20 protein-coding genes are annotated in these 24,507 nt (G+C 54.3%); 17 read left to right on the top strand and 3 right to left on the bottom strand.

Going from position 1 to position 24,507, the window contains the following annotated elements; translation table 11 throughout:
• Positions 1–64: 64 nt before the first annotated feature.
• The 3 genes from dapD to map form a co-directional block, all read right to left on the bottom strand.
• Complete coding sequence (dapD, locus tag ACK13D_RS18535) at positions 65–889, bottom strand: 2,3,4,5-tetrahydropyridine-2,6-dicarboxylate N-succinyltransferase (protein WP_010671859.1); 825 nt, start codon at positions 887–889, stop codon at positions 65–67.
• 83 nt (positions 890–972) lie between these two features.
• Positions 973–3,627, bottom strand: a complete 2,655-nt coding sequence (gene glnD / locus ACK13D_RS18530; RefSeq protein ID WP_010671860.1) for a bifunctional uridylyltransferase/uridylyl-removing protein GlnD — start codon at positions 3,625–3,627, stop codon at positions 973–975.
• A gap of 66 nt (positions 3,628–3,693) precedes the next feature.
• The gene (map, locus tag ACK13D_RS18525; protein ID WP_010254092.1) at positions 3,694–4,488 is read right to left on the bottom strand and encodes a type I methionyl aminopeptidase; all 795 of its coding nucleotides are present in this window, start codon (positions 4,486–4,488) and stop codon (positions 3,694–3,696) included.
• 318 nt (positions 4,489–4,806) lie between these two features.
• Here map and rpsB point away from each other — a divergent pair, with 318 nt between their 5' ends.
• The 17 genes from rpsB to accA all read left to right on the top strand — a co-directional run bounded on the left by rpsB (position 4,807) and on the right by accA (position 24,380).
• The gene (gene rpsB, locus ACK13D_RS18520; RefSeq protein WP_008925636.1) at positions 4,807–5,532 is read left to right on the top strand and encodes a 30S ribosomal protein S2; all 726 of its coding nucleotides are present in this window, start codon (positions 4,807–4,809) and stop codon (positions 5,530–5,532) included.
• 181 nt (positions 5,533–5,713) lie between these two features.
• The gene (gene tsf, locus ACK13D_RS18515; protein ID WP_010254097.1) at positions 5,714–6,565 is read left to right on the top strand and encodes a translation elongation factor Ts; all 852 of its coding nucleotides are present in this window, start codon (positions 5,714–5,716) and stop codon (positions 6,563–6,565) included.
• Positions 6,566–6,722: 157 nt separating this feature from the next.
• Positions 6,723–7,448: a UMP kinase gene (gene pyrH / locus ACK13D_RS18510; RefSeq protein ID WP_010254099.1), complete on the top strand. Its 726-nt coding sequence runs from the start codon at positions 6,723–6,725 to the stop codon at positions 7,446–7,448.
• 143 nt (positions 7,449–7,591) lie between these two features.
• Entirely contained in the window at positions 7,592–8,149 is a 558-nt protein-coding gene (gene frr, locus ACK13D_RS18505; RefSeq protein WP_010254103.1) for a ribosome recycling factor, read from the top strand.
• Between the two features lie 111 nt (positions 8,150–8,260).
• Complete coding sequence (ispC, locus tag ACK13D_RS18500; protein ID WP_010254105.1) at positions 8,261–9,457, top strand: 1-deoxy-D-xylulose-5-phosphate reductoisomerase; 1,197 nt, start codon at positions 8,261–8,263, stop codon at positions 9,455–9,457.
• A gap of 181 nt (positions 9,458–9,638) precedes the next feature.
• Positions 9,639–10,391, top strand: coding sequence for a (2E,6E)-farnesyl-diphosphate-specific ditrans,polycis-undecaprenyl-diphosphate synthase (gene ispU / locus ACK13D_RS18495; protein WP_010254107.1), 753 nt, complete (start codon positions 9,639–9,641; stop codon positions 10,389–10,391).
• A gap of 18 nt (positions 10,392–10,409) precedes the next feature.
• Positions 10,410–11,267: a phosphatidate cytidylyltransferase gene (gene cdsA, locus ACK13D_RS18490; protein ID WP_124889710.1), complete on the top strand. Its 858-nt coding sequence runs from the start codon at positions 10,410–10,412 to the stop codon at positions 11,265–11,267.
• A 12-nt stretch (positions 11,268–11,279) separates the two neighbouring features.
• Positions 11,280–12,626: a sigma E protease regulator RseP gene (gene rseP, locus ACK13D_RS18485; RefSeq protein ID WP_010671861.1), complete on the top strand. Its 1,347-nt coding sequence runs from the start codon at positions 11,280–11,282 to the stop codon at positions 12,624–12,626.
• A gap of 51 nt (positions 12,627–12,677) precedes the next feature.
• Complete coding sequence (gene bamA / locus ACK13D_RS18480) at positions 12,678–15,089, top strand: outer membrane protein assembly factor BamA (RefSeq protein ID WP_010254119.1); 2,412 nt, start codon at positions 12,678–12,680, stop codon at positions 15,087–15,089.
• 110 nt (positions 15,090–15,199) lie between these two features.
• The gene (skp, locus tag ACK13D_RS18475) at positions 15,200–15,697 is read left to right on the top strand and encodes a molecular chaperone Skp (protein ID WP_010254125.1); all 498 of its coding nucleotides are present in this window, start codon (positions 15,200–15,202) and stop codon (positions 15,695–15,697) included.
• Between the two features lie 3 nt (positions 15,698–15,700).
• Positions 15,701–16,726 carry a UDP-3-O-(3-hydroxymyristoyl)glucosamine N-acyltransferase gene (gene lpxD, locus ACK13D_RS18470; protein WP_346551276.1) on the top strand — a complete coding sequence of 342 codons (1,026 nt, stop codon included), beginning with the start codon at positions 15,701–15,703 and terminating at the stop codon, positions 16,724–16,726.
• 152 nt (positions 16,727–16,878) lie between these two features.
• Positions 16,879–17,334, top strand: a complete 456-nt coding sequence (gene fabZ, locus ACK13D_RS18465; protein ID WP_003852639.1) for a 3-hydroxyacyl-ACP dehydratase FabZ — start codon at positions 16,879–16,881, stop codon at positions 17,332–17,334.
• Between the two features lie 3 nt (positions 17,335–17,337).
• Positions 17,338–18,126, top strand: a complete 789-nt coding sequence (gene lpxA / locus ACK13D_RS18460; RefSeq protein WP_010254134.1) for an acyl-ACP--UDP-N-acetylglucosamine O-acyltransferase — start codon at positions 17,338–17,340, stop codon at positions 18,124–18,126.
• Between the two features lie 3 nt (positions 18,127–18,129).
• A complete protein-coding gene (lpxB, locus tag ACK13D_RS18455; RefSeq protein WP_010254138.1) occupies positions 18,130–19,278 on the top strand; it encodes a lipid-A-disaccharide synthase in 1,149 nt (382 codons plus the stop codon).
• Positions 19,271–19,897: a ribonuclease HII gene (gene rnhB, locus ACK13D_RS18450; protein WP_022625455.1), complete on the top strand. Its 627-nt coding sequence runs from the start codon at positions 19,271–19,273 to the stop codon at positions 19,895–19,897. Before lpxB ends, rnhB begins: the two co-directional genes overlap by 8 nt.
• Positions 19,898–19,928: 31 nt before the next feature.
• On the top strand, positions 19,929–23,411 hold the full coding sequence (gene dnaE / locus ACK13D_RS18445) for a DNA polymerase III subunit alpha (protein WP_010671865.1): 3,483 nt from the start codon (positions 19,929–19,931) through the stop codon (positions 23,409–23,411).
• 12 nt (positions 23,412–23,423) lie between these two features.
• Positions 23,424–24,380 carry an acetyl-CoA carboxylase carboxyl transferase subunit alpha gene (gene accA / locus ACK13D_RS18440; RefSeq protein WP_010254150.1) on the top strand — a complete coding sequence of 319 codons (957 nt, stop codon included), beginning with the start codon at positions 23,424–23,426 and terminating at the stop codon, positions 24,378–24,380.
• Positions 24,381–24,507 lie beyond the last annotated feature (127 nt).

Raw genomic sequence — 24,507 nt, 5'->3', positions numbered from 1 at the left:
GCATGTTATTCAGGAATCACTGTAAAGAAAAGATGACGGGCTGGAAACCAGCCCGTCGCTTAAATCAGTCGATGGTGCGCAGCAGTTCGTTGATGCCTGTTTTGCCAAGCGTTTTCGCATCCACTTTCTTCACGATCACGGCACAGTAGAGGCTGTAGCTGCCATCTTTAGAGGGCAGGTTACCTGAGACCACCACGGATCCCGCAGGAACACGGCCGTAATGCACTTCGCCGGTCTCGCGGTCATAGATTTTGGTGCTCTGACCGATGTAAACGCCCATTGAGATCACGGAACCTTCTTCAACAATCACGCCTTCAACGATTTCAGAGCGCGCGCCAATGAAGCAGTTATCTTCGATGATGGTCGGGTTCGCCTGCAGCGGCTCCAGCACGCCACCGATACCCACGCCGCCAGAAAGGTGAACGTTTTTACCAATCTGCGCACAGGAACCAACGGTTGCCCAGGTGTCCACCATGGTGCCTTCATCCACAAAGGCGCCAATGTTGACGTAAGAAGGCATCAGCACCGTGTTGCGGGCGATATAGGCACCCTGACGCACAGCCGCAGGCGGCACGACGCGGAAACCGGCTTCTTTGAAACGTGCTTCATCCCAGCCAGCAAACTTCATCGGCACTTTGTCGTAAAAGCGGGTTTCTGCACCTTCCATCACCTGATTGTCATTGATGCGGAAAGAGAGCAGTACGGCTTTCTTCAGCCACTGATGCGTTACCCACTCGCCGTCGATCTTCTCAGAAACGCGCAGTGCACCGCTGTCCAGCAGGGCGATCACCTGGTTGATGGCATCACGGGTTTCGCTGTCGACGCTGGCGGGTGTGATGTCAGCGCGACGTTCGAAGGCGGATTCAATAACGCTCTGTAACTGTTGCATATTTTTTTCCTGATCTGTCATGTGCGATGCCGGGCAATACCCCGACACAAGTAAAGAGATTAATGTTTACAAATCGAGTCTGGTCACACTTTATCGTTTGGATTAAGGGCCTCTGTCAACCGTTGTCGCAACGCTTTTCGCATTTCTTCGTCCAGTGCCTGACGTTCACTGTTGGCCAGAATAAACAAATCTTCGACCCGCTCGCCGATGGTGCTGATGCGTGCGCCATGCAGTGAGACTCCGAGATCGGCAAAGACTTCACCGACCCGCGCCAGCAGGCCTGGCTGATCCAGCGCCACCAGTTCCAGATAGCTGCGACGATCGGTATGCGTCGGCAGGAAATTGACCTCGGTATCGACGCTGAAATGCCTGAGTTTGGCCGACGGACGGCGGGTACGCGGCGGCGCCCACTCTGACTGGGTTATCGCCTGCTCCAGCGCCTGAATGATCATCGGATGGCGATCCGGAGAGAGCGGGCTGCCATCCGGCTCCAGCACAATAAAGGTATCCATCGCCATGCCGTCGCGGCTGGTAAAGATTTGCGCATCGTGCACGCTGAGATTACGGCGATCGAGTTCACCCGCAACGGCGGCAAACAGGTGCGGGCGATCGGGACTCCAGATAAAGATTTCGGTCCCGCCGCGCGTGGCCTGCGGACTGACCAGCACCAGCGGTTTTTTCAGGTCGTGAACCAGCAGGTGGCGGGCATGCCAGGCGATCTGATTCGGCGTATGGCGCAGGAAGTAGTCAGCGCGGCAGCGATTCCAGATCTGGTGCAGACGCTCTTCATCGATGTTGTCCATCCGCAGCAGCGCCAGCGCCTGCAGGCGATGATGACGCACCCGCTCACGCAGATCCGGACTGTTTTCCATGCCGCGTCGCAACTGCTTCTCGGTGGCGAAAAAGAGCTCACGTAACAGGCTCTGCTTCCAGCTGTTCCACAGACTTTCATTGGTGGCGCAGATATCGGCTACGGTCAGGCAAACCAGATAGCGCAGCCGGTTCTCATTCTGCATCACCTCGGCGAACTGCTGTATCACCGTCGGGTCCTGAATATCGCGCCGCTGTGCTGTCACCGACATCAGCAGATGATGACGCACCAGCCAGGCCACCAGCTGGGTTTCACGTGAGTTGAGGCCGTGCATTTCAGCAAAGTCGAGCGCATCCTGCGCGCCGAGAATAGAGTGATCGCCGCCGCGCCCTTTGGCAATGTCATGCAGCAGCGCGGCCATCAGCAACAGCTCCTGTTGCGGCAGGCGCGGCCATAACTCGACGCACAGTGGATGCTGCGGGCGGGTGCTTTCATTGGCAAAACTTTCCAGCTTCTGCAACACCCGAATGGTGTGCTCATCCACGGTGTAGGCGTGAAACAGATCGAACTGCATCTGTCCGACGATATGGCCCCACAGCGGCGTATAAGCCCACAGCACGCTGTAGCGATGCATCGGCACCAGCGCCCGGCTGACCGCGCCGGGATGTCGCAGAATCGACATAAAGGTGCGGCGCGCTTCCGGAATCTGACACAGCGGCTGTTTAAGATGACGACGCGCATGGCGCAGGTGACGCAGGGTGGTGGAGTAGATCCCTTTGATGCTGTCGTTACGCACCATGACGTAGAACATGCGCAGGATTGCCTGCGGCTCTCGCCGGAACAGCGTTTCGTCGCGCAGATCGATCAAATCGCCACGCAGCTGGAAATCGTCATCAATAGGCCTGGGCTTTTCGCTGGTGGAGAGCGCCAGAATCGCCTCATCAAACAGCTGCAGCAGCATCTGATTCAGTTCGCCGATACGCCGCGTGACCCGATAGAAATCTTTCATCATCCGCTCGACCGGCTCATTGCCCTCGCCCTGATAATTCAGGCGTTGTGCCACGCTGAGCTGGCGATCAAACAGCAGGCGATTATCGTAGCGGGGCAGGGAGAGGTGCAGGGCAAAGCGGATGCGCCAGAGAAATGCCTGACATTCGTTGAGTTCGCTGCGCTCGGCGTCGGTGAGGAAACCAAAGCCGACCATCTCATCCAGCGTGGTGGCGCCAAAATGGCGTCGGGCGACCCACTGCAGCGTATGAATGTCCCGCAGGCCACCGGGGCTGCTTTTAATGTCCGGTTCAAGGTTATAGCTGGTGCCGTGATAACGCTTGTGGCGCTCCTGCTGCTCTTCAATTTTGGCGGCGAAAAAGCAGGATGAGGGCCAGAAACCATCGCTGAAGATGTTTTTCTGTAATTCCAGAAACAGCGCCACATCGCCGGTCAGCATGCGTGACTCAATCAGATTAGTGGCAACGGTCAGGTCAGATAACCCCTCCAGCAGACACTCTTCCAGCGTGCGGACGCTGTGACCCACTTCCAGCTTAAGGTCCCACATCAGCGTTAACAGATCGCTGGTGCGCTGCGCAGCCTGTTCATTCAGCGGCTGGCGGCTCAGGATCAGGACGTCAATATCAGAGAGCGGATGCAGTTCGGCACGGCCATAGCCGCCAACGGCGACCAGCGCGATAGCCGGCATCTCATCAAAGCCAAAGAAGCGCCACAGGCGACGCAGCAGCCGATCGATAAACAGCGTGCGGGCATCAATCAGCGGCTCAACGGGTTCACCGGCATCAAACGCGGCGGCCAGATGTTGCTGAAACTGCTCCAGCCGCGGCTTCAGAATGTCACGCGTCAGCTGGTCGTCACCCCATTCGGCTGGCGAATCGACCAGACCGTTTTTCACATCTTCTGACAGACTCACGCTCATGCAGCTCTTCTCTTTTTTAGCCAAAAAAAAGCCGGCTCAGCGCCGGCTTGATCTGTAATGGGGGAATTACCCTTCGGCGACAAGCACAGCGGGCAGCGTGTCGTCTTTGCGCAGGGTTAAAATCTCACAGCCGTTCTCCGTCACCACAATAGTATGCTCATACTGCGCGGACAAGCTGCGATCTTTGGTTTTTACCGTCCAGCCATCTTTCATGGTGCGGATGCGGTAATCCCCGGCGTTGACCATCGGTTCTACCGTAAAGGTCATACCTGCCTGGAGTACCACGCCGCCATCATCGGCATCGTAATGCAGCACCTGAGGCTCTTCATGGAAACCCTTGCCGATACCGTGACCGCAATATTCGCGCACCACAGAGAAGTCGTTGGCTTCGACATATTTCTGGATGGCGCGACCCAGTTCGCGCAGGCGGATGCCGGGCTTGATCAGACGCAGTGAGAGATAGAGGCTCTCCTGCGTGACACGGCACAGGCGTTCACCCTGAATGGTCGGCTTACCGACGATAAACATCTTTGAGGTATCGCCGTGGTATTCATCTTTAATTACGGTGACATCGATATTCACTACATCACCATCTTTTAACGGACGATCATCGCTGGGGATCCCGTGGCACACCACTTCATTCACCGAGATGCAGACCGACTTCGGAAAGCCGTGATAGCCGAGGCAGGCGGAGACAGCCTGCTGCTTTTGAGTAATGTGATCGTGGCAGATACGGTCCAGTTCACCGGTGGTCACACCCGGTTTTACGTAAGGCTCGATCATCTCCAGCACTTCGGCGGCCAGTCGGCCCGCGACGCGCATTTTTTCGATTTCTTCAGGGGTTTTAATTGAAATTGCCATTAAATTAATCCGCAGTTGTCGAAATTTTCGACAATAATAAGTTCTGTGCTGTCATGTTAGCAGCCAGCAAATGGGCTGCCAAATAGAGAACGCGCTGACCTCCGTCAGCGATCATTTATTGGCGTCCCTGGGCTGGTTGTGGTATAAAGCGCGCCGACGATTCTCTGTATGGCCGTTTCGGTCAGCAGGAAACGCATAACTCTCATTATGTGTAATAAAACACACATGTATCGACACATACGCCGGGGTGCCTTGAAAGAGGTCGGTCGTATGGGATACATGGAGGCCCAACCCCAATCAAACTTTAGAGGTTTTATCATGGCAACTGTTTCCATGCGCGACATGCTCCAGGCTGGTGTTCACTTCGGTCACCAGACCCGTTACTGGAACCCAAAAATGAAGCCATTCATCTTTGGTGCTCGTAACAAGGTTCACATCATCAACCTGGAAAAAACTGTACCTATGTTCAACGAAGCTCTGGCTGAACTGAACAAGATCTCTTCCCGTAAAGGTAAGATCCTGATCGTAGGTACTAAGCGTGCTGCTGCTCAGGCGGTAAAAGAGTCTGCACTGAGCTGCGACCAGTTCTTCGTAAACCACCGCTGGTTGGGTGGCATGCTGACTAACTGGAAAACCGTGCGTCAGTCAATCAAGCGTCTGAAAGATCTGGAGATTCAGTCTCAGGATGGTACTTTCGACAAACTGACCAAAAAAGAAGCGCTGATGCGTGCGCGTGAGCTGGCCAAGCTGGAAAACAGCCTGGGCGGTATCAAAGATATGGGCGGTCTGCCAGACGCGCTGTTTGTTGTCGATGCTGACCACGAACACATCGCAATCAAAGAAGCAAACAACCTGGGTATCCCGGTATTTGCTATCGTTGATACCAACTCAGATCCAGATGGCGTTGATTTCGTTATCCCAGGTAACGACGATGCGATCCGTGCTGTAAACCTGTACCTGACTGCCGTTGCGACCACCGTTCGCGAAGGCCGCTCTCAGGACCTGGCTGAGCAAGCTGAAGAAGCGTCTTTAGAAAACGCTTAATAAGGTTTGCTCTGCATAAGAGCCCTTAGCATTCAGATGTGATCTGTAAGGGGCCTATACTGGCCCCTTTATTTTATCTAAGTCTGTTACGCCCCCAACCGGACGGCGGGACAGAGTAAATTTTCCGCAAATAAGTGTCTGCTGGTGCAAACGTACACAGGCACGAACCGAGGATTCTGGAATGGCTGACATTACCGCTGCATTGGTAAAAGAACTGCGTGAGCGTACTGGCGCTGGCATGATGGATTGCAAAAAAGCGCTGACTGAAGCGAATGGCGACATTGAGCTGGCGATTGAGAACATGCGTAAGTCTGGCGCAATCAAAGCAGCGAAAAAAGCAGGCAACGTTGCTGCTGATGGCGTAATCAAAACCAAGATCGTTGGCGACTACGGCGTGATTCTGGAAGTAAACTGCCAGACTGACTTCGTTGCAAAAGATGGCGGTTTCCAGGCGTTCGCAGACAAAGTTCTGGATGTGGCTGCAGCTGATCGCGTTACCGACGTTGAAGTTCTGAAAGCGCAGTTCGAAGAAGAGCGCGTTGCACTGGTTGCTAAAATCGGTGAGAACATCAACATCCGTCGCGTTGCTATCCTGGAAGGCGCAGAGCTGGGCAGCTACCTGCACGGCGCACGTATCGGCGTTCTGGTTTCAACCAAAGGCGCTAACGAAGATCTGATCAAACAGATCGCGATGCACGTTGCGGCAAGCAAGCCTGAATTCGTTAAGCCAGAAGACGTTTCTGCTGACGTGGTTGATAAAGAGTACCAGGTTCAGCTGGACATCGCGATGCAGTCTGGCAAGCCAAAAGAGATCGCAGAGAAGATGGTTGAAGGCCGTATGAAGAAATTCACCGGCGAAGTCTCTCTGACTGGTCAGGCTTTCGTTATCGACCCAAGCAAAACCGTTGGCCAGGCTCTGAAAGAGCAGGGCGCTGACGTTATCAACTTCATCCGCTTCGAAGTCGGTGAAGGCATCGAGAAAGTTGAGTCTGACTTCGCTGCAGAAGTTGCAGCAATGTCCAAACAGTCTTAATGCTTTGAAAGAACCGCCAGATGGCGGTTCTTTTTTGTCTGTAAATCGCAACAGATACGTTTTCAGTTTCATCCCAATAGCAATTTCATTGCGGTAAGCGGATGATCGATCAGAATTTACTTCTCCTTTACACCCAATCTTCCAGGAAGAACTGACCATGGCGACCAACGCAAAACCTGTTTATCAACGTATCCTGCTTAAACTCAGCGGCGAAGCCCTGCAAGGCGCTGAAGGTTTTGGTATCGACGCGAGTGTGCTTGACCGCATGGCACAAGAGGTAAAAGAGCTGGTTGAACTGGGCATCCAGGTTGGCGTGGTGATTGGCGGAGGGAACCTGTTCCGTGGAGCGAGCCTGCAGCAGGCCGGCATGAACCGCGTTGTGGGTGACCACATGGGTATGCTGGCAACCGTGATGAACGGCCTGGCGATGCGTGATGCACTGCACCGCGCCTATGTGAATGCACGCCTGATGTCAGCGATTCCACTGAATGGCGTCTGTGACAACTACAGCTGGGCAGAAGCAATCAGCCTGCTGCGTAACAACCGCGTGGTGATCTTCTCCGCCGGTACCGGTAATCCGTTCTTCACCACTGACTCTGCAGCGTGTCTGCGCGGCATTGAGATTGAAGCGGACGTCGTGCTGAAAGCGACCAAAGTGGACGGCGTCTACTCTGCGGATCCGGTGAAAAGCCCGGACGCAACGCTGTATGAGCAACTGACCTATGCTGAAGTGCTGGATCAGGAGCTGAAAGTGATGGATCTTGCGGCCTTTACCCTGGCGCGTGACCACAAATTACCTATCCGTGTTTTCAACATGAATAAGCCTGGCGCACTGCGTCGCGTAGTGATGGGTGAAAAAGAAGGCACCCTGATTACGCATTAATACCCGAGGCGAGATAAAATAAGGTATATTCTGTCAGCGCGATGATAATGCATCGCGCACCAGTCAGGATTATCGATGATTATCGATCCCGCTTCCGGTTACGCCGGAACTGGCCAGGTCAAACCGAATCCAAGGGTTTCAACGTGATTAACGACATCAAAAAAGATGCTGACACGCGCATGGAAAAATGCGTTGAAGCATTCAAAACCACCATCAGCAAAGTGCGCACCGGTCGTGCTTCACCTTCGCTGCTCGACGGCATCGTCGTCGAATATTACGGCACGCCGACGCCACTGCGTCAGCTGGCTTCTGTCACTGTGGAAGATTCACGCACGCTGAAAATCAACGTGTTTGATCGGTCACTGAGTCCGGCAGTCGAAAAAGCGATCATGAAGTCCGATCTCGGTCTGAACCCAAGTTCAGCCGGTACCGACATCCGTGTTCCGCTGCCTGCGCTGACAGAAGAGCGTCGTAAAGATCTGATTAAAATCGTGCGCGGCGAAGCCGAGCAGGGCCGTGTGTCGGTACGTAACGTCCGTCGCGATGCCAACGATAAAATCAAAGCGCTGCTGAAAGATAAAGAGATCAGCGAAGACGACGAACGTCGTGCGCAGGATGAAGTGCAAAAAATGACCGATGCGTACATCAAGAAAGTTGATGCTGCACTGTCAGAAAAAGAGACGGAGCTGATGGATTTCTAATCCCATCACTGCCGGACAAAACGCCGTACAGAGAGGTATTCGTATGAATGCGACATCTGGCGGCGTTTTACATTGTGCCTTTGGGCACGCTGACTTCACACGGATAGCTTCATGAAGCGATTAACTCTGCTGGGATCCACCGGCTCTATCGGCACCAGTACGCTGGCGGTGGTGCGCGCCAACCCGGCGCTTTATCAGATTACGGCGCTGGTTGCCGGCCATAACGTGGCGCTGATGGCCGAGCAGTGTGCGGCCTTTACACCGCGCTTCGCCTGCATGGCAGACGAGGCATCCGCCGCTGCGTTGCGTGAGCGACTGAGAGCAATCAGGGTCAATACTGAAGTGCTCTCCGGCGTTCAGGCAGCCTGTGAGCTGGCTGCGCTGGATGAGGTGGATCAGGTGATGGCGGCGATCGTCGGCGCATCGGGTTTGCTGCCAACGCTGGCGGCCATTCGCGCCGGAAAAACGGTGCTGCTGGCCAACAAAGAATCGCTTGTCACCTGCGGCCGTTTGTTTATGGAGGCCGTGCGTCATCATAACGCACAGTTGCTACCGGTCGACAGCGAGCATAACGCCATTTTTCAGAGTTTACCGGCTACCATCCAGCATCAGTTAGGTTACGCTGACCTGCGGGATAATGGCATTGAGTCGATTATCCTTACGGGATCGGGTGGTCCTTTTCGTGACACAGATTTAGCGGATCTCAGCGCCATGTCGCCAGATCAGGCCTGTGCACATCCGAACTGGTCGATGGGGAGAAAAATCTCTGTCGATTCGGCCACCATGATGAATAAAGGTCTTGAGTACATTGAAGCCCGTTGGTTGTTTAATGCCAGCGCAGCGCAGATGGAAGTGATACTCCACCCACAGTCGGTGATTCACTCCATGGTGCGATACTGCGATGGCAGCGTGCTGGCTCAATTAGGTTCTCCTGATATGCGTACGCCGATTGCCCACAGCATGGCCTGGCCTTCGCGCATCAATGCAGGCGTGACGCCGCTGGATTTTACCCGCATGTCGGCGCTCTCCTTTGCAGAACCTGATTTTAGTCGCTACCCCTGTCTGAAACTGGCCATTGATGCCTGTGATGCAGGGCAGGCGGCGACCACCACGCTGAATGCAGCCAACGAGGTTGCCGTCGCGGCTTTCCTGAATCACCAGATCCGCTTCACCGACATTGCCGCGCTTAATAGTGAGGTGATGGCGGCACAAGTGTGTCCGGAGCCGGATTCGGTGGACGCTGTCCTTGAAATCGATCGCACTGCGCGCGCGCTGGCGACAGAAATGTTGCCGCGTTTCACGTCGTGATGCCGATCGTTATGAGGCCATTTGTTCGCTTCAGGTGAAAATGATATAGTCGCTGGCTCGCGTTTCACGGTCTGTCACCGAATTCGGTGTGGCCCGGCACTGAGAGTGTGTCGGGATTTGAATCGGGCGCAATGTATTCAGAAACCACAGCATTTCTGATGAAAGGAATTGGTTAAGCGTTATGTCGTCTAACAATCACAACAACACTGATGACCAGCAGGGAAACGGTCCGCGCCACGTCGCTATCATCATGGATGGCAATGGCCGCTGGGCCAAAAATCAGGGAAAATTGCGCATTTCAGGCCACAAAGCTGGCGTTAAATCGGTACGCCGTGCCGTCAGCTTTGCGGTCAGTAACAATCTTGAAGCCCTGACGCTTTACGCCTTCAGCAGTGAAAACTGGAGTCGTCCGCCGCAGGAAGTCACCGCGTTAATGGAACTCTTTGTCTGGGCGCTTGATAGTGAAGTGAAGAGCCTGCACAAACACAATGTTCGCTTACGCGTCATTGGCGATACCAGCCGTTTCAGCCCGCGTATTCAGGAACGTATTCGCCGTTCTGAGACGCTGACCGCAAATAATAGTGGCCTGACGCTCAACATTGCTGCCAACTATGGCGGCCGTTGGGATATTATCGAAGGCGTGAAAAAACTGGCTGAACAGGTTCAGGAAGGATTACTGCGACCTGACCAGATTACCGAAGAGAGCCTGACGTCGCAGCTCTGTATGCAGGAGCTGGCGCCAGTGGATTTAGTGATAAGGACCGGGGGAGAGCATCGGATTAGCAACTTCCTGCTGTGGCAGATTGCCTATGCTGAATTCTATTTTACCGATGTGCTCTGGCCGGATTTCGATGAACACGTTTTTGAAGGTGCACTGAATGCATTCTCTCTGCGGGAGCGTCGTTTTGGCGGCGCTGCACCAGGCGGCGCCTGAGCAATCTGGGGGTAACCTTTGCTGAAGTCTCGTCTGATTACCGCGTTGATATTAATTCCGCTGGTAATAGCTGCACTGTTCTGGTTACCGCCTGTTGGCTTCGCCCTGACAACCATCGTTATCTGCATGCTGGCAGCCTGGGAATGGGGCCAGTTTGCAGGGATGGCATCACGGCAACAGCGCGTCTGGCTGGCTGTACTTTGTGGTCTGCTGCTGGCGCTGATGCAGTTTACGCTGCCACCTTATCAACACACGGTGCATCTGCCACAGATCGCGACATCGCTTTGGGCGTCGCTGGTGTGGTGGATCGTTGCACTGCTGCTGGTGCTCTCCTATCCCGCTTCTGCGGCCTTCTGGCGCCATTCGCGTCCACTTCGCTTACTCTTTGGCGTGTTAACGCTGGTCCCTTTTTTCTGGGGCATGGTGGCGCTGCGCCAGTATCACTATGACACCGACCACTTCGCCGGTGCCTGGTGGCTGCTGTTTGTGTTGCTGCTGGTATGGGGAGCGGATTCAGGTGCCTATATGTTTGGCAAGATGTTCGGCAAGCACAAGCTGGCGCCAAAGGTCTCACCAGGCAAAACCTGGGAAGGCTTCCTGGGCGGTCTGGTCACCTCGGCGCTGATTGCAGTGCTGTTTGCGACGCTGGCGCCACTGACGGTTTCCACCGGTACGCTGGTGATTTGCGCGATTATCGCGACGCTGGCCTCTGTGCTGGGCGACCTCACTGAGAGCATGTTTAAACGTGAAGCGGGCATCAAAGACAGTGGTAATCTGATTCCTGGTCACGGTGGCATTCTTGATCGTATTGATAGTCTGACTGCGGCGGTGCCGGTGTTTGCCTGTTTATTGCTGCTGGTGTTTCGCACCCTTTAAGGACAGGCAAAGATGTTGAGCATACTCTGGAGTTTCGTCGCCTTTATCGTTGCGCTGGGCGTATTAATTACCGTTCATGAGTTTGGCCATTTCTGGGTCGCTCGTCGCTGTGGCGTCAAAGTTGAGCGCTTTTCCATTGGTTTTGGTAAGTCGCTCTGGCAGCGCCGTGATCGCCACGGCACCGAATTTGTCATCGCGCTGATTCCCCTTGGCGGCTACGTTAAAATGCTCGACGAGCGTGTTGAAAGCGTGCCAGCCGAATTTCGTCATCAGGCTTTTAACAACAAAGCCGTCTGGCAACGCGCCTCCATCATTGCGGCAGGTCCTGTCGCTAATTTCATCTTTGCCATCTTTGCCTACTGGGTTGTGTTTATTCACGGCGTGCCCGGCGTGCGCCCGGTAATCGGTGAAATTTTAAACGGTTCGGTGGCTGCGGAAGCTCAAATTACGCCCGGCATGGAACTTAAGGCTGTTGACGGTATCGAAACGCCTGACTGGGATGCTGTGCGTATGGCGCTGGTGGGTAAAATCGGCGACAGCAGCACCACCTTAACGGTGGCTCGATTTGGCGAGGACGCGACCCAGCAGAAACAGCTGGATTTGCGTAACTGGCAGTTTGAGCCTGATAAGCAGGATCCGGTCGTCGCGTTAGGGATTCAGCCACGCGGTCCGCAGATTGAGACCACGCTGGCAGAAGTGCAGGCGAACTCGCCAGCCAGTGAAGCCGGTTTGCAAGCAGGCGACAGGATCGTTAAAGTCGATGGTCAGCCATTATCGCAGTGGCAGACTTTTGTCACGCAGGTCCGGGATAACCCCGGCAAAAGCATGGCGCTTGAGGTGGATCGCGGCGGTGAGTCTATTGCGCTGACGATGACGCCAGAAGCGAAATCTGGCAGTAAAGCGGGATTTGCGGGTGTCATTCCGCGCATTGTTCCTCTGCCAGAAGAGTACAAGACGGTAAGACAGTATGGCGCGTTTGCGGCTATCGGTGAGGCTAGTGTAAAAACCTGGCAACTGATGAAGCTCACCGTCTCCATGCTGGGCAAGTTAATAACCGGTGATGTGAAGCTGAACAACCTGAGCGGGCCAATTTCGATTGCGCAGGGTGCAGGGTTGTCAGCAGAGTATGGGTTGATTTACTACCTGATGTTCCTGGCGTTGATTAGCGTCAACCTGGGCATCATCAACCTGTTCCCTCTGCCGGTTTTAGATGGTGGGCACTTGCTCTTCCTGGCGATCGAAAAGATCAAGGGTGGACCGGTGTCCGAGCGAGTTCAGGACTTTAGTTATCGCATCGGTTCAATTTTACTGGTGCTGTTAATGGGGCTTGCACTTTTCAATGATTTCTCACGTTTGTAACCGCTGGAACGCGAACATTCGAGGGATGTGTTAGGAAAACGCATAACAACGATGGCGATGAAAAAGTTGCTCATAGCGTCGCTGCTGTTTAGCAGCGCCACCGTTTACGGTGCAGACGATTTCGTAGTGAAGGATATTCATTTCGAAGGGCTGCAGCGAGTCGCCGTCGGCGCGGCTCTGCTGAGCATGCCAGTACGGGTTGGCGATACGGTGAATGACGATGATGTCAGAAATACCATTCGCTCGCTGTTCGCTACTGGCAACTTTGAGGATGTTCAGGTCCTGCGAGACGGTACAACGCTGATTGTCCAGGTCAAAGAACGTCCTACCATTGCCAGCATTACCTTCACCGGTAACAAAGCGGTGAAAGAGGATCAGCTCAAACAAAATCTGGAAGCCTCAGGTGTCCGTGTCGGCGAAGCGCTGGACCGTACCACCATCTCCTCTATCGAGAAGGGACTTGAGGATTTCTACTACAGCGTAGGTAAATATACCGCCAACGTGAAAGCCGTGGTCACGCCACTGCCGCGTAACCGTGTGGATCTGAAGCTGGTCTTTACTGAAGGTGTCTCTGCAAAAATTCAGCAGATCAACATCGTCGGTAATAAAGCCTTTAGCTCCGATGAGCTGATTTCCCGCTTCCAGCTGCGCGATGAAGTGCCATGGTGGAACGTGGTCGGCGATCGTAAATATCAGAAGCAGAAACTGGCGGGTGACCTTGAAACCCTGCGCAGCTTCTATCTGGATCGTGGCTATGCACGCTTTAACATCGATTCAACGCAGGTCAGCCTGACGCCTGATAAAAAAGGCATCTACATCACGGTGAACATCACCGAAGGTGACCAGTACAAAATCGCAGGCGTGATCGTCAATGGCAGCATGGCGGGCCATTCAGCAGAAATTGAACATCTGACCAAGATTCCGGCGGGCGAGCTTTATAACGGCGCCAAAGTCACGAAAATGGAAGATGACATCAAGAAACTGCTGGGCCGCTACGGCTATGCTTATCCGCGCGTGGCAACACAGCCAGAAATCAACGACGCCGACAAAACCGTAAAACTGCATATTAATGTGGATGCGGGTAATCGTTATTATGTCCGTAACGTCCGTTTCGAAGGCAATGACACGTCGAAAGACTCCGTGTTACGTCGCGAAATGCGTCAGATGGAAGGCGCGTGGCTGGGCAGCGATCTGGTTGAACAGGGTAAAGAGCGTCTGAACCGTACCGGTTACTTTGAAACCGTTGATGTGGATACTCAGCGTGTGCCAGGTTCGCCAGACCAGGTTGACGTGGTCTACAAGGTTAAAGAGCGTAACACCGGTACCTTTAACTTCGGCGTCGGCTACGGCACCGAAAGTGGTGTGAGCTTCCAGGTCGGCGTCACGCAGGATAACTGGCTGGGCACCGGTAATACCGTGGGCATCAGCGGGACCAAGAACGATTACCAGACCTATGCTGAATTCTCGCTGACTGACCCTTACTTCACCGTTGATGGTGTCAGTCTGGGTGGTCGTCTGTTCTACAACGACTTTAAAGCAGATAACGCGGACCTTTCTGACTATACCAACAAAAGTTATGGTCTGGATGGCACGCTTGGCTTCCCGGTTAACGAAAACAACACCCTGCGTGTCGGTCTGGGCTATGTCCACAATGACCTGTCAAACATGCAGCCTCAGGTGGCGATGTGGCGTTATCTTGACTCGGTCGGCAAGCCGCAGCAGCTCAATGATGAAGGTGATTTCTCAGCAGATGACTTCACCTTTAACTACGGCTGGACTTATAACACCCTGGACCGCGGCTTCTTCCCGACGTCCGGTAACCGTACCAACCTGAACGGTAAGGTGACGATTCCGGGCTCGGATAACAGCTTCTATAAGGCCACGCTGGATACTCAGCAGTATGTGCCGATTAACCAGGATCGTACCTGGGTGCTGTTAGGCCGTGGTCGCGTAGGTTATGGCGATGGTCTCGACGGCAAAGAAATGCCGTTCTACGAGAACTTCTACGCCGGTGGTTCAAGCACCGTGCGTGGCTTCCAGTCCAACACCATTGGACCGAAAGCAGCCTACTTAAATAACAACTCGTCGAACTGCCGAATCGCCGATCCAAATGGCGTCTGTAAGTCTGACGATGCGGTGGGCGGTAACGCCATGGCGATTGCCAGCCTTGAGCTGATTACGCCAACGCCGTTCCTGAGCGAGAAGTATGCTAACTCGGTTCGTACCTCGGTGTTTGTCGATGCCGGTACAGCGTGGGATACCCATTGGGAAAATACCGCAGAAACGCGTGCGGCGGGCATTCCTGACTACAGCGATCCAAACAATATCCGTGTATCCAGCGGTGTTGCGCTACAGTGGATGTCACCGCTCGGCCCGCTGGTGTTCTCTTACGCCCAGCCGATGAAGAAAGTCGATGGAGACAAGTCAGAGCAGTTCCAGTTTAACATTGGTAAAACCTGGTAATGTTCTGAGCATGGATGCATAGCTGAAGTATTGCTGCCGGACAGCACCTGTTGCTGTTCCGGGGCAAACACTGTGTCGCTGACACAAACGTTGATGGTAAGGAGTTTATAGTGAAAAAGTTGTTGTGTGCCGCAGGTCTGGGTCTTGCTTTAGCGGTCTCCGCTGGTGTTCAGGCTGCCGACAAAATTGCAGTGGTAAACGTGTCCAGCATTTTCCAACAGTTACCGCAACGTGCGACTGTTGCTAAACAGCTGGAAAACGAGTTCAAAGGCCGTGCAACTGAGTTGCAGAGCCAGGAGCGCGATCTGCAAACCAAAATGCAGCGTCTGCAGCGTGACGGTTCTACCATGAAGGCGAGCGAACGCAGCCGTATGGAAAAAGATGTCATGTCTCAGCGTGAAGCTTTCTCTACAAAAGCCCAGTCTTTTGAGCAGGATAATCGCCGTCGTCAGATGGAAGAGCGTAACAAGCTGCTGAGCCGTATTCAGGATGCCGTGAAGAAAGTCGCTGACAGCGATGGTTACGACGTCGTGATCGACGCTAACGCGGTGGCTTATGCGTCAAACGCAAAAGACATCACTGCTGACGTGCTGAAACAGGTTAAATAATTCATGTCATCTATTCGACTGGCTGATTTAGCCCAGCAGTTGGATGCAGAATTGCACGGAGATGGCGATATCGTCATCTCCGGCATTGCTTCTATGCAATCCGCCACAACTGGCCAAATCACTTTTCTTGCAAACAGCCGTTACCGCGAGCAACTCGCCCTGATTAAGGCCTCAGCCGTGGTGCTGACGGAAGCGGATCTGGAGTGGTGCAATACCGCAGCGCTGGTGGTGAAAGATCCCTACCTGACCTATGCGCGTATGGCACAAATACTCGATACCACGCCACAGCCAGCGCAAAATATTGCCCCCAGTGCAGTGATCGATCCCTCAGCCCGACTCGGGAGCAACGTCGCCATTGGCGCCAATGCGGTGATCGAAGCGGATGTTGAGCTGGGCGATAACGTGGTCATTGGTGCAGGATGTTTTGTTGGCAAAAAAACCCGTATCGGCAGCGGTACCCGTCTCTGGGCCAACGTCTCTGTTTATCACGAAATTGAAATCGGTCAGGATTGCCTGATTCAGTCAGGTACCGTCATCGGTTCTGATGGTTTCGGCTATGCCAACGATCGTGGTAACTGGGTGAAAATCCCGCAGTTAGGCGCAGTGATAATCGGCGATCGCGTAGAAATAGGTGCCTGCACCACTATCGATCGCGGTGCGCTGGATAACACTCTGATCGGCAATGGTGTTATCATAGACAACCAGTGCCAGATCGCTCACAACGTAGTTATTGGCGACAATACTGCGGTTGCAGGCGGTGTGATCATGGCGGGTAGTTTGAAAATTGGGCGTTACTGTATGATTGGCGGTGCCAGCGTCATTAACGGCCATATGGAAATCTGTGACAAAGTAACGGTGACCGGTATGGGTATGGTCATGCGTCCTATCACAGAGCCTGGTGTCTATTCATCAGGCATTCCGCTGCAACCCAACAAAACCTGGCGCAAAACTGCAGCGCTGGTGATGAACATCGATGACATAAGCAAACGCTTAAAAGCCATCGAGCGCAAGGTCGGCAAAGACGACTAACCGCCATCCCAAAACTGACCGGCTTTCATAATAAAAATGTTAAGCAGGGAAGCCCGGCGCCACAGAACCTATTTGCGGCCTGCGGAAGATCATTTTGATCTGTGCAGGCCGTGTTATTGATGTCATCAGATTTTTAGGACAGGAAGAGTATTTTGACTACTGAAACTCATACTCTGAAAATTGAAGAGATTTTAGAGCTGCTGCCGCACCGCTATCCGTTTCTGCTGGTAGACCGCGTGCTGGAATTTGAAGAGCACAAATACCTGCGTGCAGTGAAGAACGTTTCTGTTAATGAACCGTTTTTCCAGGGGCACTTCCCTGGTAAACCGATTTTTCCTGGCGTTCTGATCCTGGAAGCGATGGCGCAGGCTACCGGTATTCTGGCGTTTAAAAGCGTAGGTAAACTGGAGCCAGGCGAACTCTACTACTTTGCCGGTATCGACAGTGCCCGTTTCAAGCGCCCTGTGGTACCAGGCGACCAAATGATCATGGAAGTCACTTTCGAGAAAACCCGCCGTGGTCTGACCCGCTTTAAAGGCGTGGCGACTGTCGACGGTAAAATCGTTTGTGAAGCGACCATGATGTGTGCCCGCAGCCGGGAGGCATAATTCGTGATTGATCCAACAGCCACTATCCATCCCAGTTCTGTCATCGAAGAGGGCGCTATTATTGGCGCCCGCGTTCACATTGGCCCGTTTTGCTTTATTGGTGCGAATGTTGAGATCGGTGAAGGAACGGTACTGAAGTCACATGTTGTGGTGAACGGCCACACGCGCATCGGTAAAGATAATCAGATTTATCAGTTCGCCTCAATTGGCGAAGTGAATCAGGATCTGAAATATGCCGGTGAGCCAACACGGGTTGAGATCGGTGATCGTAACCGCATCCGTGAAAGCGTGACGATTCATCGCGGCACCACGCAGGGTGGCCAGGTCACCACAGTGGGCAGCGATAATCTGCTGATGGTTAATGCTCACATCGCGCATGACTGCGTGATTGGCAACCGCTGTATCTTCGCCAACAACGCCACCCTGGGTGGTCACGTGACGGTCGATGATTTCGCCATTATTGGCGGCATGACAGCGGTACATCAGTGGTGCATCATCGGTGCTCACGTGATGGTTGGCGGCTGTTCGGGCGTGGCGCAGGATGTGCCGCCTTACGTTATTGCGCAGGGCAACCACGCTACGCCGTTCGGGATCAATATCGAAGGTCTCAAGCGTCGTGGCTTCAGCAAAGAGTCGTTGCACGCTATCCGCAACGCCTACAAGTTGCTCTATCGCAGCGGCAGAACGCTGGAGGAAGTGAAACCGGAGATCGAAGCCATCGCACAGCAGCACAGCGAAGTGCAACCTTTCTACGATTTCTTCACCCGTTCAACCCGTGGATTAATTCGTTAATCCATGTCAGCGCGTCCCTTAACGATTGCCCTGGTCGCCGGAGAAACCTCCGGCGATATTCTTGGTGCAGGTCTGATCCGTGCCCTGAAAGCCCGTCATCCGGATGCTCGCTTTGTCGGCGTGGCGGGTCCCCTGATGCAGGCAGAAGGGTGTGAAGCCTGGTATGAGATGGAAGAGCTGGCGGTGATGGGCATTGTCGAGGTGCTCGGTCGCCTGCGACGCCTGCTGACAATCCGTCGCGATCTCACCCGGCGTTTTACCGAACTCCGACCCGATGTCTTTGTCGGGATTGATGCGCCCGATTTCAATATCACGCTGGAAGGCAATCTTAAACGCACTGGCATTCGCACTATCCATTATGTCAGCCCCTCGGTGTGGGCATGGCGGCAAAAGCGTGTCTTTAAGATTGGTCGTAACACCGACCTGGTGCTGGCGTTCCTGCCATTTGAAAAAGCTTTTTACGATCGCTATAACGTTCCCTGTCGTTTTATCGGTCACACCATGGCGGATGCCATGCCGCTGCAACCCGATAAGCTGGCTGCACGCCGTCATCTGGGCATTGCCGATGATGCGCTCTGCCTGGCCTTGCTGCCCGGCAGCCGGGGTGCGGAAGTGGAAATGCTCAGCGCCGATTTTCTGAAAACCGCTCAGTTGCTGCGTCGTCACTATCCGGCGCTGGAAATCGTGGTGCCGCTGGTCAACGCCCGTCGCCGCGAACAGTTTGAGAAGATTAAAGCCGAAACCGCCCCCGAACTGCCGATGCATCTGCTTGATGGTCAGGGACGTGAGGCGATGATTGCGAGCGATGCCGCACTCCTGGCGTCAGGCACTGCCGCACTGGAGTGCATGCTGGCAAAATGCCCAATGGTCGTCGGTTATCGCATGAAGCCGGCCACCTTCTGGCTGGCGAAACGGCTTGTCAAAACCCCTTACGTCTCGCTGCCAAACCTGCTGGCAGGGCGTGAGCTGGTCAAAGAGTTACTGCAGGATGAGTGTCAGCCTGAAGCCCTGGCCGCAGCGTTAGATCCGCTGCTGCATGCCGGGCCTGAGCGAGAAACACTCCTGCAGACGTTTCATGAATTACATCAACAGATCCGCTGGAACGCCGATGAGCAGGCAGCGGATGCGGTACTGGAGCTGGTGAATGCCTGATTTTATCTATCCTGTCGCCAGACTGATTGCCGGTGTGGACGAAGTGGGGCGCGGTCCGCTGGTTGGCGCGGTCGTTACTGCCGCGGTGATCCTCGATCCGGCAAACCCGATTACCGGCCTGGCCGACTCGAAGAAACTGTCTGAAAAGCGCCGCCTCGCGTTGTATGACGAAATCAAAGAGAAAGCGCTGGCATGGAGTCTGGGACGCGCAGAGCCTGAAGAGATCGATCAGCTCAACATTCTGCATGCCACTATGCTGGCGATGCAGCGCGCCGTAGCTGGCCTTGGCATTCAGCCCGATTATGTGCTGATTGATGGTAATCGTTGCCCGGCATTGCCAATGCCTTCACAGGCGGTAGTTAAAGGGGATAGTCTGGTTGCCGAAATCAGTGCAGCATCGATCATCGCCAAAGTGTCGCGTGACCAGGAGATGACCGAACTCGATCTGCTGTTCCCGCAGTATGGTTTTGCGCAGCACAAAGGTTATCCGACGGCGCTGCATATGGAAAAACTGACGCAGTATGGCGTCACGCCGCACCACCGTCGCAGTTTTGCGCCCGTACGCAATGCGCTGCTCGATGCTGAAGTACTGGCTGCACGCCAGACCCTTACTCTTTAATAGCCTGACGCTGTTTTAACCGGAAACTGATATGGCTGAACCCCGTTTTATACATCTGCGTGTCCACAGTGACTATTCGATGGTTGATGGCCTGGCGAAAACCGGGCCGTTAATCAAGAAGGCGGCTGCCCTTGGCATGCCGGCTATCGCGATTACCGACTTCACTAACCTCTGTGGCCTGGTGAAATTTTACGGTGGCGCGCACAGCGCAGGGATAAAGCCGGTCATTGGTGCCGATTTCAACGTTGCCAGTGAGCTGATGGGGGATGAACTGACACAGCTTACTGTGCTGGCGTCCAGTAATACCGGATATCAGAACCTGACGCTGCTGATCTCCCGTGCCTATCAGCGTGGGTATGGCGTGGACGGACCGATCATCGACCGCGACTGGCTGATTGAATTGCAGGAAGGATTAATCCTGCTGTCGGGCGGACGGCGTGGCGATGTGGGTCGCAGCCTGCTGCGCGGCAACAATGCCCTGGTTTCGCAATGCCTGTCGTTTTACCAGCAACATTTCCCCGATCGCTACTACCTGGAGCTGATTCGTACCGGCCGTCAGGACGAAGAGAGCTATCTGCATGCGGCAGTTGAACTGGCGATTGCAGAGGGAATACCGGTGGTTGCCACCAATGAAGTCTGCTTTATCAATGCAGAAGATTTCGATGCGCACGAAATTCGCGTTGCCATTCATGACGGCTATACGCTGGATGATCCCAAGCGTCCGCGCAACTACAGTCCTCAGCAATATATGCGCAGCGAAGAAGAGATGTGCGAGCTCTTCTCGGACATCCCGGAAGCGCTGGAAAACAGCGTAGAGATTGCTAAGCGTTGTAACGTCACGGTCCGGCTGGGCGAATACTTCCTGCCGCAGTTCCCGACCGGTGACATGACCACCGAAGATTATCTGGTGGTGAAATCCCGTGAGGGTCTGGAAGAGCGTCTCGAGTTCCTGTTCCCGGACGAAGCCGAACGCCTTGAGAAACGCCCGGAATATGATGAACGTCTGGAGATTGAACTCAACGTTATTAACCAGATGGGTTTCCCCGGCTACTTCCTGATCGTAATGGAGTTCATCCAGTGGTCCAAGGACAACGGCGTGCCGGTCGGGCCGGGGCGTGGTTCCGGTGCCGGTTCGCTGGTGGCCTATGCGCTGAAAATCACCGATATCGATCCGCTGGAATTTGACCTGCTGTTCGAACGCTTCCTGAACCCGGAACGCGTCTCGATGCCCGATTTCGACGTCGACTTCTGCATGGAGAAGCGCGATCAGGTGATCGAACACGTTGCAGATATGTACGGACGTGAAGCGGTTTCCCAGATTATTACCTTCGGCACCATGGCGGCGAAAGCGGTCATTCGCGATGTGGGCCGCGTGCTGGGACATCCTTACGGCTTCGTTGACCGCATTTCAAAACTGATCCCGCCCGATCCCGGCATGACGCTGGAAAAAGCCTTTATTGCTGAACCGCAGCTTCCCGCCATGTATGACGCGGACGAAGAGGTTAAAGCGCTGATCGACATGGCGCGCAAGCTGGAAGGGGTCACGCGTAACGCCGGTAAACATGCGGGCGGCGTGGTCATTGCGCCAACGAAGATCACCGATTTTGCGCCGCTCTATTGCGATGAGCATGGGCAGTTCCCGGTGACCCAGTTCGATAAAAATGATGTGGAATATGCCGGCCTGGTGAAGTTCGACTTCCTGGGTCTGCGTACGCTGACCATCATCGACTGGGCGCTGAAGATGATCAACCCGCGCCGGGAAAAGCAGGGACTGGAGCCGATCGATATCGCCTCTATCCCGCTGGATGATAAGAAAAGCTTCGATATGCTGCAGCGCTCGGAAACCACCGCGGTGTTCCAGCTTGAATCGCGCGGCATGAAAGATCTGATTAAGCGTCTGAAGCCCGACTGCTTCGAAGATATGATCGCACTGGTGGCGCTGTTCCGTCCCGGCCCACTGCAGTCCGGCATGGTGGATAACTTCATTGACCGTAAGCATGGCCGTGAAGCGATCTCCTATCCCGACATTCAGTGGCAGCATGAAAGCCTGAAACCGGTGCTGGAACCGACCTACGGCATCATCCTCTATCAGGAACAGGTGATGCAGATCGCCCAGGTTCTCTCCGGTTACACGCTGGGCGGTGCGGATATGCTGCGTCGCGCCATGGGTAAAAAGAAACCCGAGGAGATGGCCAAACAGCGTTCTGTATTCCGCGACGGTGCCGAAAGTATGGGCATCGACGGGGAACTGTCGATGAAGATCTTCGATCTGGTAGAAAAATTTGCAGGTTATGGCTTTAACAAGTCACACTCTGCGGCCTACGCACTCGTCTCCTACCAGACGTTGTGGCTGAAGGCGCACTATCCGGCTGAGTTTATGGCTGCGGTCATGACCGCCGATATGGATAACACCGAGAAAGTGGTTGGCCTGGTCGATGAGTGCTGGCGGATGGGACTGAAAGTCCTGCCGCCTGATATCAACTCCGGTCTCTATCAGTTCCATGTTAATGACGCGGGCGAGATCGTTTACGGTATCGGCGCGATCAAAGGCGTCGGTGAAGGCCCGATCGAAGCGATCATCGACGCCCGTAACGAAGGCGGTTATTTCCGCGAGTTGTTTGATCTCTGCGCCCGTACCGACACCAAAAAGATCAACCGTCGGGTAATGGAAAAATTGATCATGTCCGGGGCCTTTGATCGCCTTGGACCGCATCGTGCTGCGCTGATGAGTTCACTCAGTGACGCGTTAAAAGCGGCCGATCAGCACGCGAAAGCGGAAGCGATTGGCCAGGCTGATATGTTTGGCGTACTGGCGGAAGAGCCGGAACAGGTTGAGAAATCGTACGCCAGCGTCACGCCGTGGCCTGAGCAGGTGCAGCTGGATGGCGAACGGGAAACGCTGGGGCTTTACCTTACCGGCCACCCGATTAATCAGTACCTGAAAGAAATTGAGCGTTACGTTGGCGGGGTGCGGCTGAAAGATATGCATCCTACCGATCGGGGTAAAATTACCGTGGCGGCCGGTCTGGTGATCGCGGCACGGGTAATGGTCACCAAACGCGGCAACCGAATTGGTATCTGTACTCTGGACGATCGCTCCGGTCGTCTTGAGGTGATGTTATTTACCGATGCGTTAGATAAATACCAGCAGTTGCTGGAGAAAGACCGAATTCTGATCGTCAGCGGACAGGTCAGCTTTGATGACTTCAGTGGTGGCCTTAAAATGACCGCTCGTGAAGTCATGGACATCGACGAAGCTCGCGAAAAATACGCGCGCGGACTTGCTATCTCGCTGACGGACAGGCAAATTGATGACCAGCTATTAAACCGACTCCGTCAGTCTCTGGAACCTCATCGATCAGGGACTATTCCGGTGCATCTCTACTATCAGAGAGCCGACGCGCGAGCGAAGCTGCGCTTTGGTGCAGCGTGGCGAATTTCGCCCAGCGATCGTTTACTTAACGATCTGCGCTCGTTGATTGGATCGGAGCAGGTGGAACTGGAGTTTGACTAGAACAGGAACATTATGAGTCTTAATTACCTGGATTTTGAACAGCCAATTGCAGAACTGGAAGCGAAGATCGATTCGCTGACCTCAATTGGTCGTCAGGATGATAAACACGTTAATCTGGATGAAGAAGTTCAGCGTCTGCGTGAGAAAAGCGTTGAGCTGACCCGTAAAATCTTCGCCGATTTGGGCGCATGGCAAATCGCTCAGCTGGCGCGTCATCCTTTGCGTCCTTACACCTTTGACTACGTGCGCAACGCCTTCGACGATTTCGATGAGCTGGCGGGCGACCGTGCTTATGCCGATGACAAAGCGATTGTGGGCGGGATTGCACGTCTTGATGGACGTCCGGTGATGATCATCGGGCACCAGAAAGGCCGTGAGACCAAAGAGAAAATTCGCCGTAACTTCGGCATGCCAGCACCGGAAGGCTATCGCAAAGCGCTGCGCCTGATGGAGATGGCTGAGCGTTTCAAAATGCCAATCATCACCTTCATCGACACACCGGGTGCCTATCCGGGTGTGGGCGCGGAAGAGCGTGGGCAGTCTGAAGCGATTGCCCGCAACCTGCGTGAAATGTCTGGCCTGAAAGTGCCGGTGATCTGTACGGTCATCGGTGAGGGCGGTTCAGGTGGTGCGCTGGCGATTGGCGTGGGCGACAAAGTGAATATGCTGCAGTACAGCACCTATTCAGTGATCTCGCCGGAAGGCTGTGCATCTATTCTGTGGAAAAGCGCTGACAAAGCGCCGCTGGCCGCTGAAGCGATGGGCATTACCGCTCACCGTCTGAAAGAGCTGAAGCTGATTGACTCGGTGATCCCTGAGCCGCTGGGTGGCGCGCATCGCCGTCCGGTTGATATGGCGCAGTCACTGAAGCAGCAGCTGCTGGCCGATCTGGCCGATCTCGATGGATTTAGCACTGAAGAGCTGCTGGATCGTCGTTATCAGCGCCTGATGAGCTACGGCTACGCCTGATTTAGCCCCATCAATAAAAGCGGACTCCGGTCCGCTTTTTTTATGCCGCCGGTTTATCTCTGCACGCTATTCCCCTCTCTTTCAGCGCCATCCGATAGCCGCCTTGCTACACCTTCCGCGGGTTAGC

This window comes from Pantoea sp. K16 (assembly GCF_048452805.1).
GTDB lineage: Bacteria > Pseudomonadota > Gammaproteobacteria > Enterobacterales > Enterobacteriaceae > Pantoea > Pantoea agglomerans.
The sequence above is the reverse complement of the archived record's forward strand: the minus strand, read 5'-3'. Positions and strand labels throughout refer to the sequence as shown.

Coding starts and splice junctions, on each gene's coding strand:
- dapD (WP_010671859.1), bottom strand. CDS start 889: ATGCAACAGTTACAGAGCGTTATTGAATCCGCCTTCGAACGTCGCGCT.
- glnD (WP_010671860.1), bottom strand. CDS start 3,627: ATGAGCGTGAGTCTGTCAGAAGATGTGAAAAACGGTCTGGTCGATTCG.
- map (WP_010254092.1), bottom strand. CDS start 4,488: ATGGCAATTTCAATTAAAACCCCTGAAGAAATCGAAAAAATGCGCGTC.
- rpsB (WP_008925636.1), top strand. CDS start 4,807: ATGGCAACTGTTTCCATGCGCGACATGCTCCAGGCTGGTGTTCACTTC.
- tsf (WP_010254097.1), top strand. CDS start 5,714: ATGGCTGACATTACCGCTGCATTGGTAAAAGAACTGCGTGAGCGTACT.
- pyrH (WP_010254099.1), top strand. CDS start 6,723: ATGGCGACCAACGCAAAACCTGTTTATCAACGTATCCTGCTTAAACTC.
- ispC (WP_010254105.1), top strand. CDS start 8,261: ATGAAGCGATTAACTCTGCTGGGATCCACCGGCTCTATCGGCACCAGT.
- ispU (WP_010254107.1), top strand. CDS start 9,639: ATGTCGTCTAACAATCACAACAACACTGATGACCAGCAGGGAAACGGT.
- rseP (WP_010671861.1), top strand. CDS start 11,280: ATGTTGAGCATACTCTGGAGTTTCGTCGCCTTTATCGTTGCGCTGGGC.
- bamA (WP_010254119.1), top strand. CDS start 12,678: ATGGCGATGAAAAAGTTGCTCATAGCGTCGCTGCTGTTTAGCAGCGCC.
- lpxD (WP_346551276.1), top strand. CDS start 15,701: ATGTCATCTATTCGACTGGCTGATTTAGCCCAGCAGTTGGATGCAGAA.
- lpxB (WP_010254138.1), top strand. CDS start 18,130: ATGTCAGCGCGTCCCTTAACGATTGCCCTGGTCGCCGGAGAAACCTCC.
- rnhB (WP_022625455.1), top strand. CDS start 19,271: ATGCCTGATTTTATCTATCCTGTCGCCAGACTGATTGCCGGTGTGGAC.
- dnaE (WP_010671865.1), top strand. CDS start 19,929: ATGGCTGAACCCCGTTTTATACATCTGCGTGTCCACAGTGACTATTCG.
- accA (WP_010254150.1), top strand. CDS start 23,424: ATGAGTCTTAATTACCTGGATTTTGAACAGCCAATTGCAGAACTGGAA.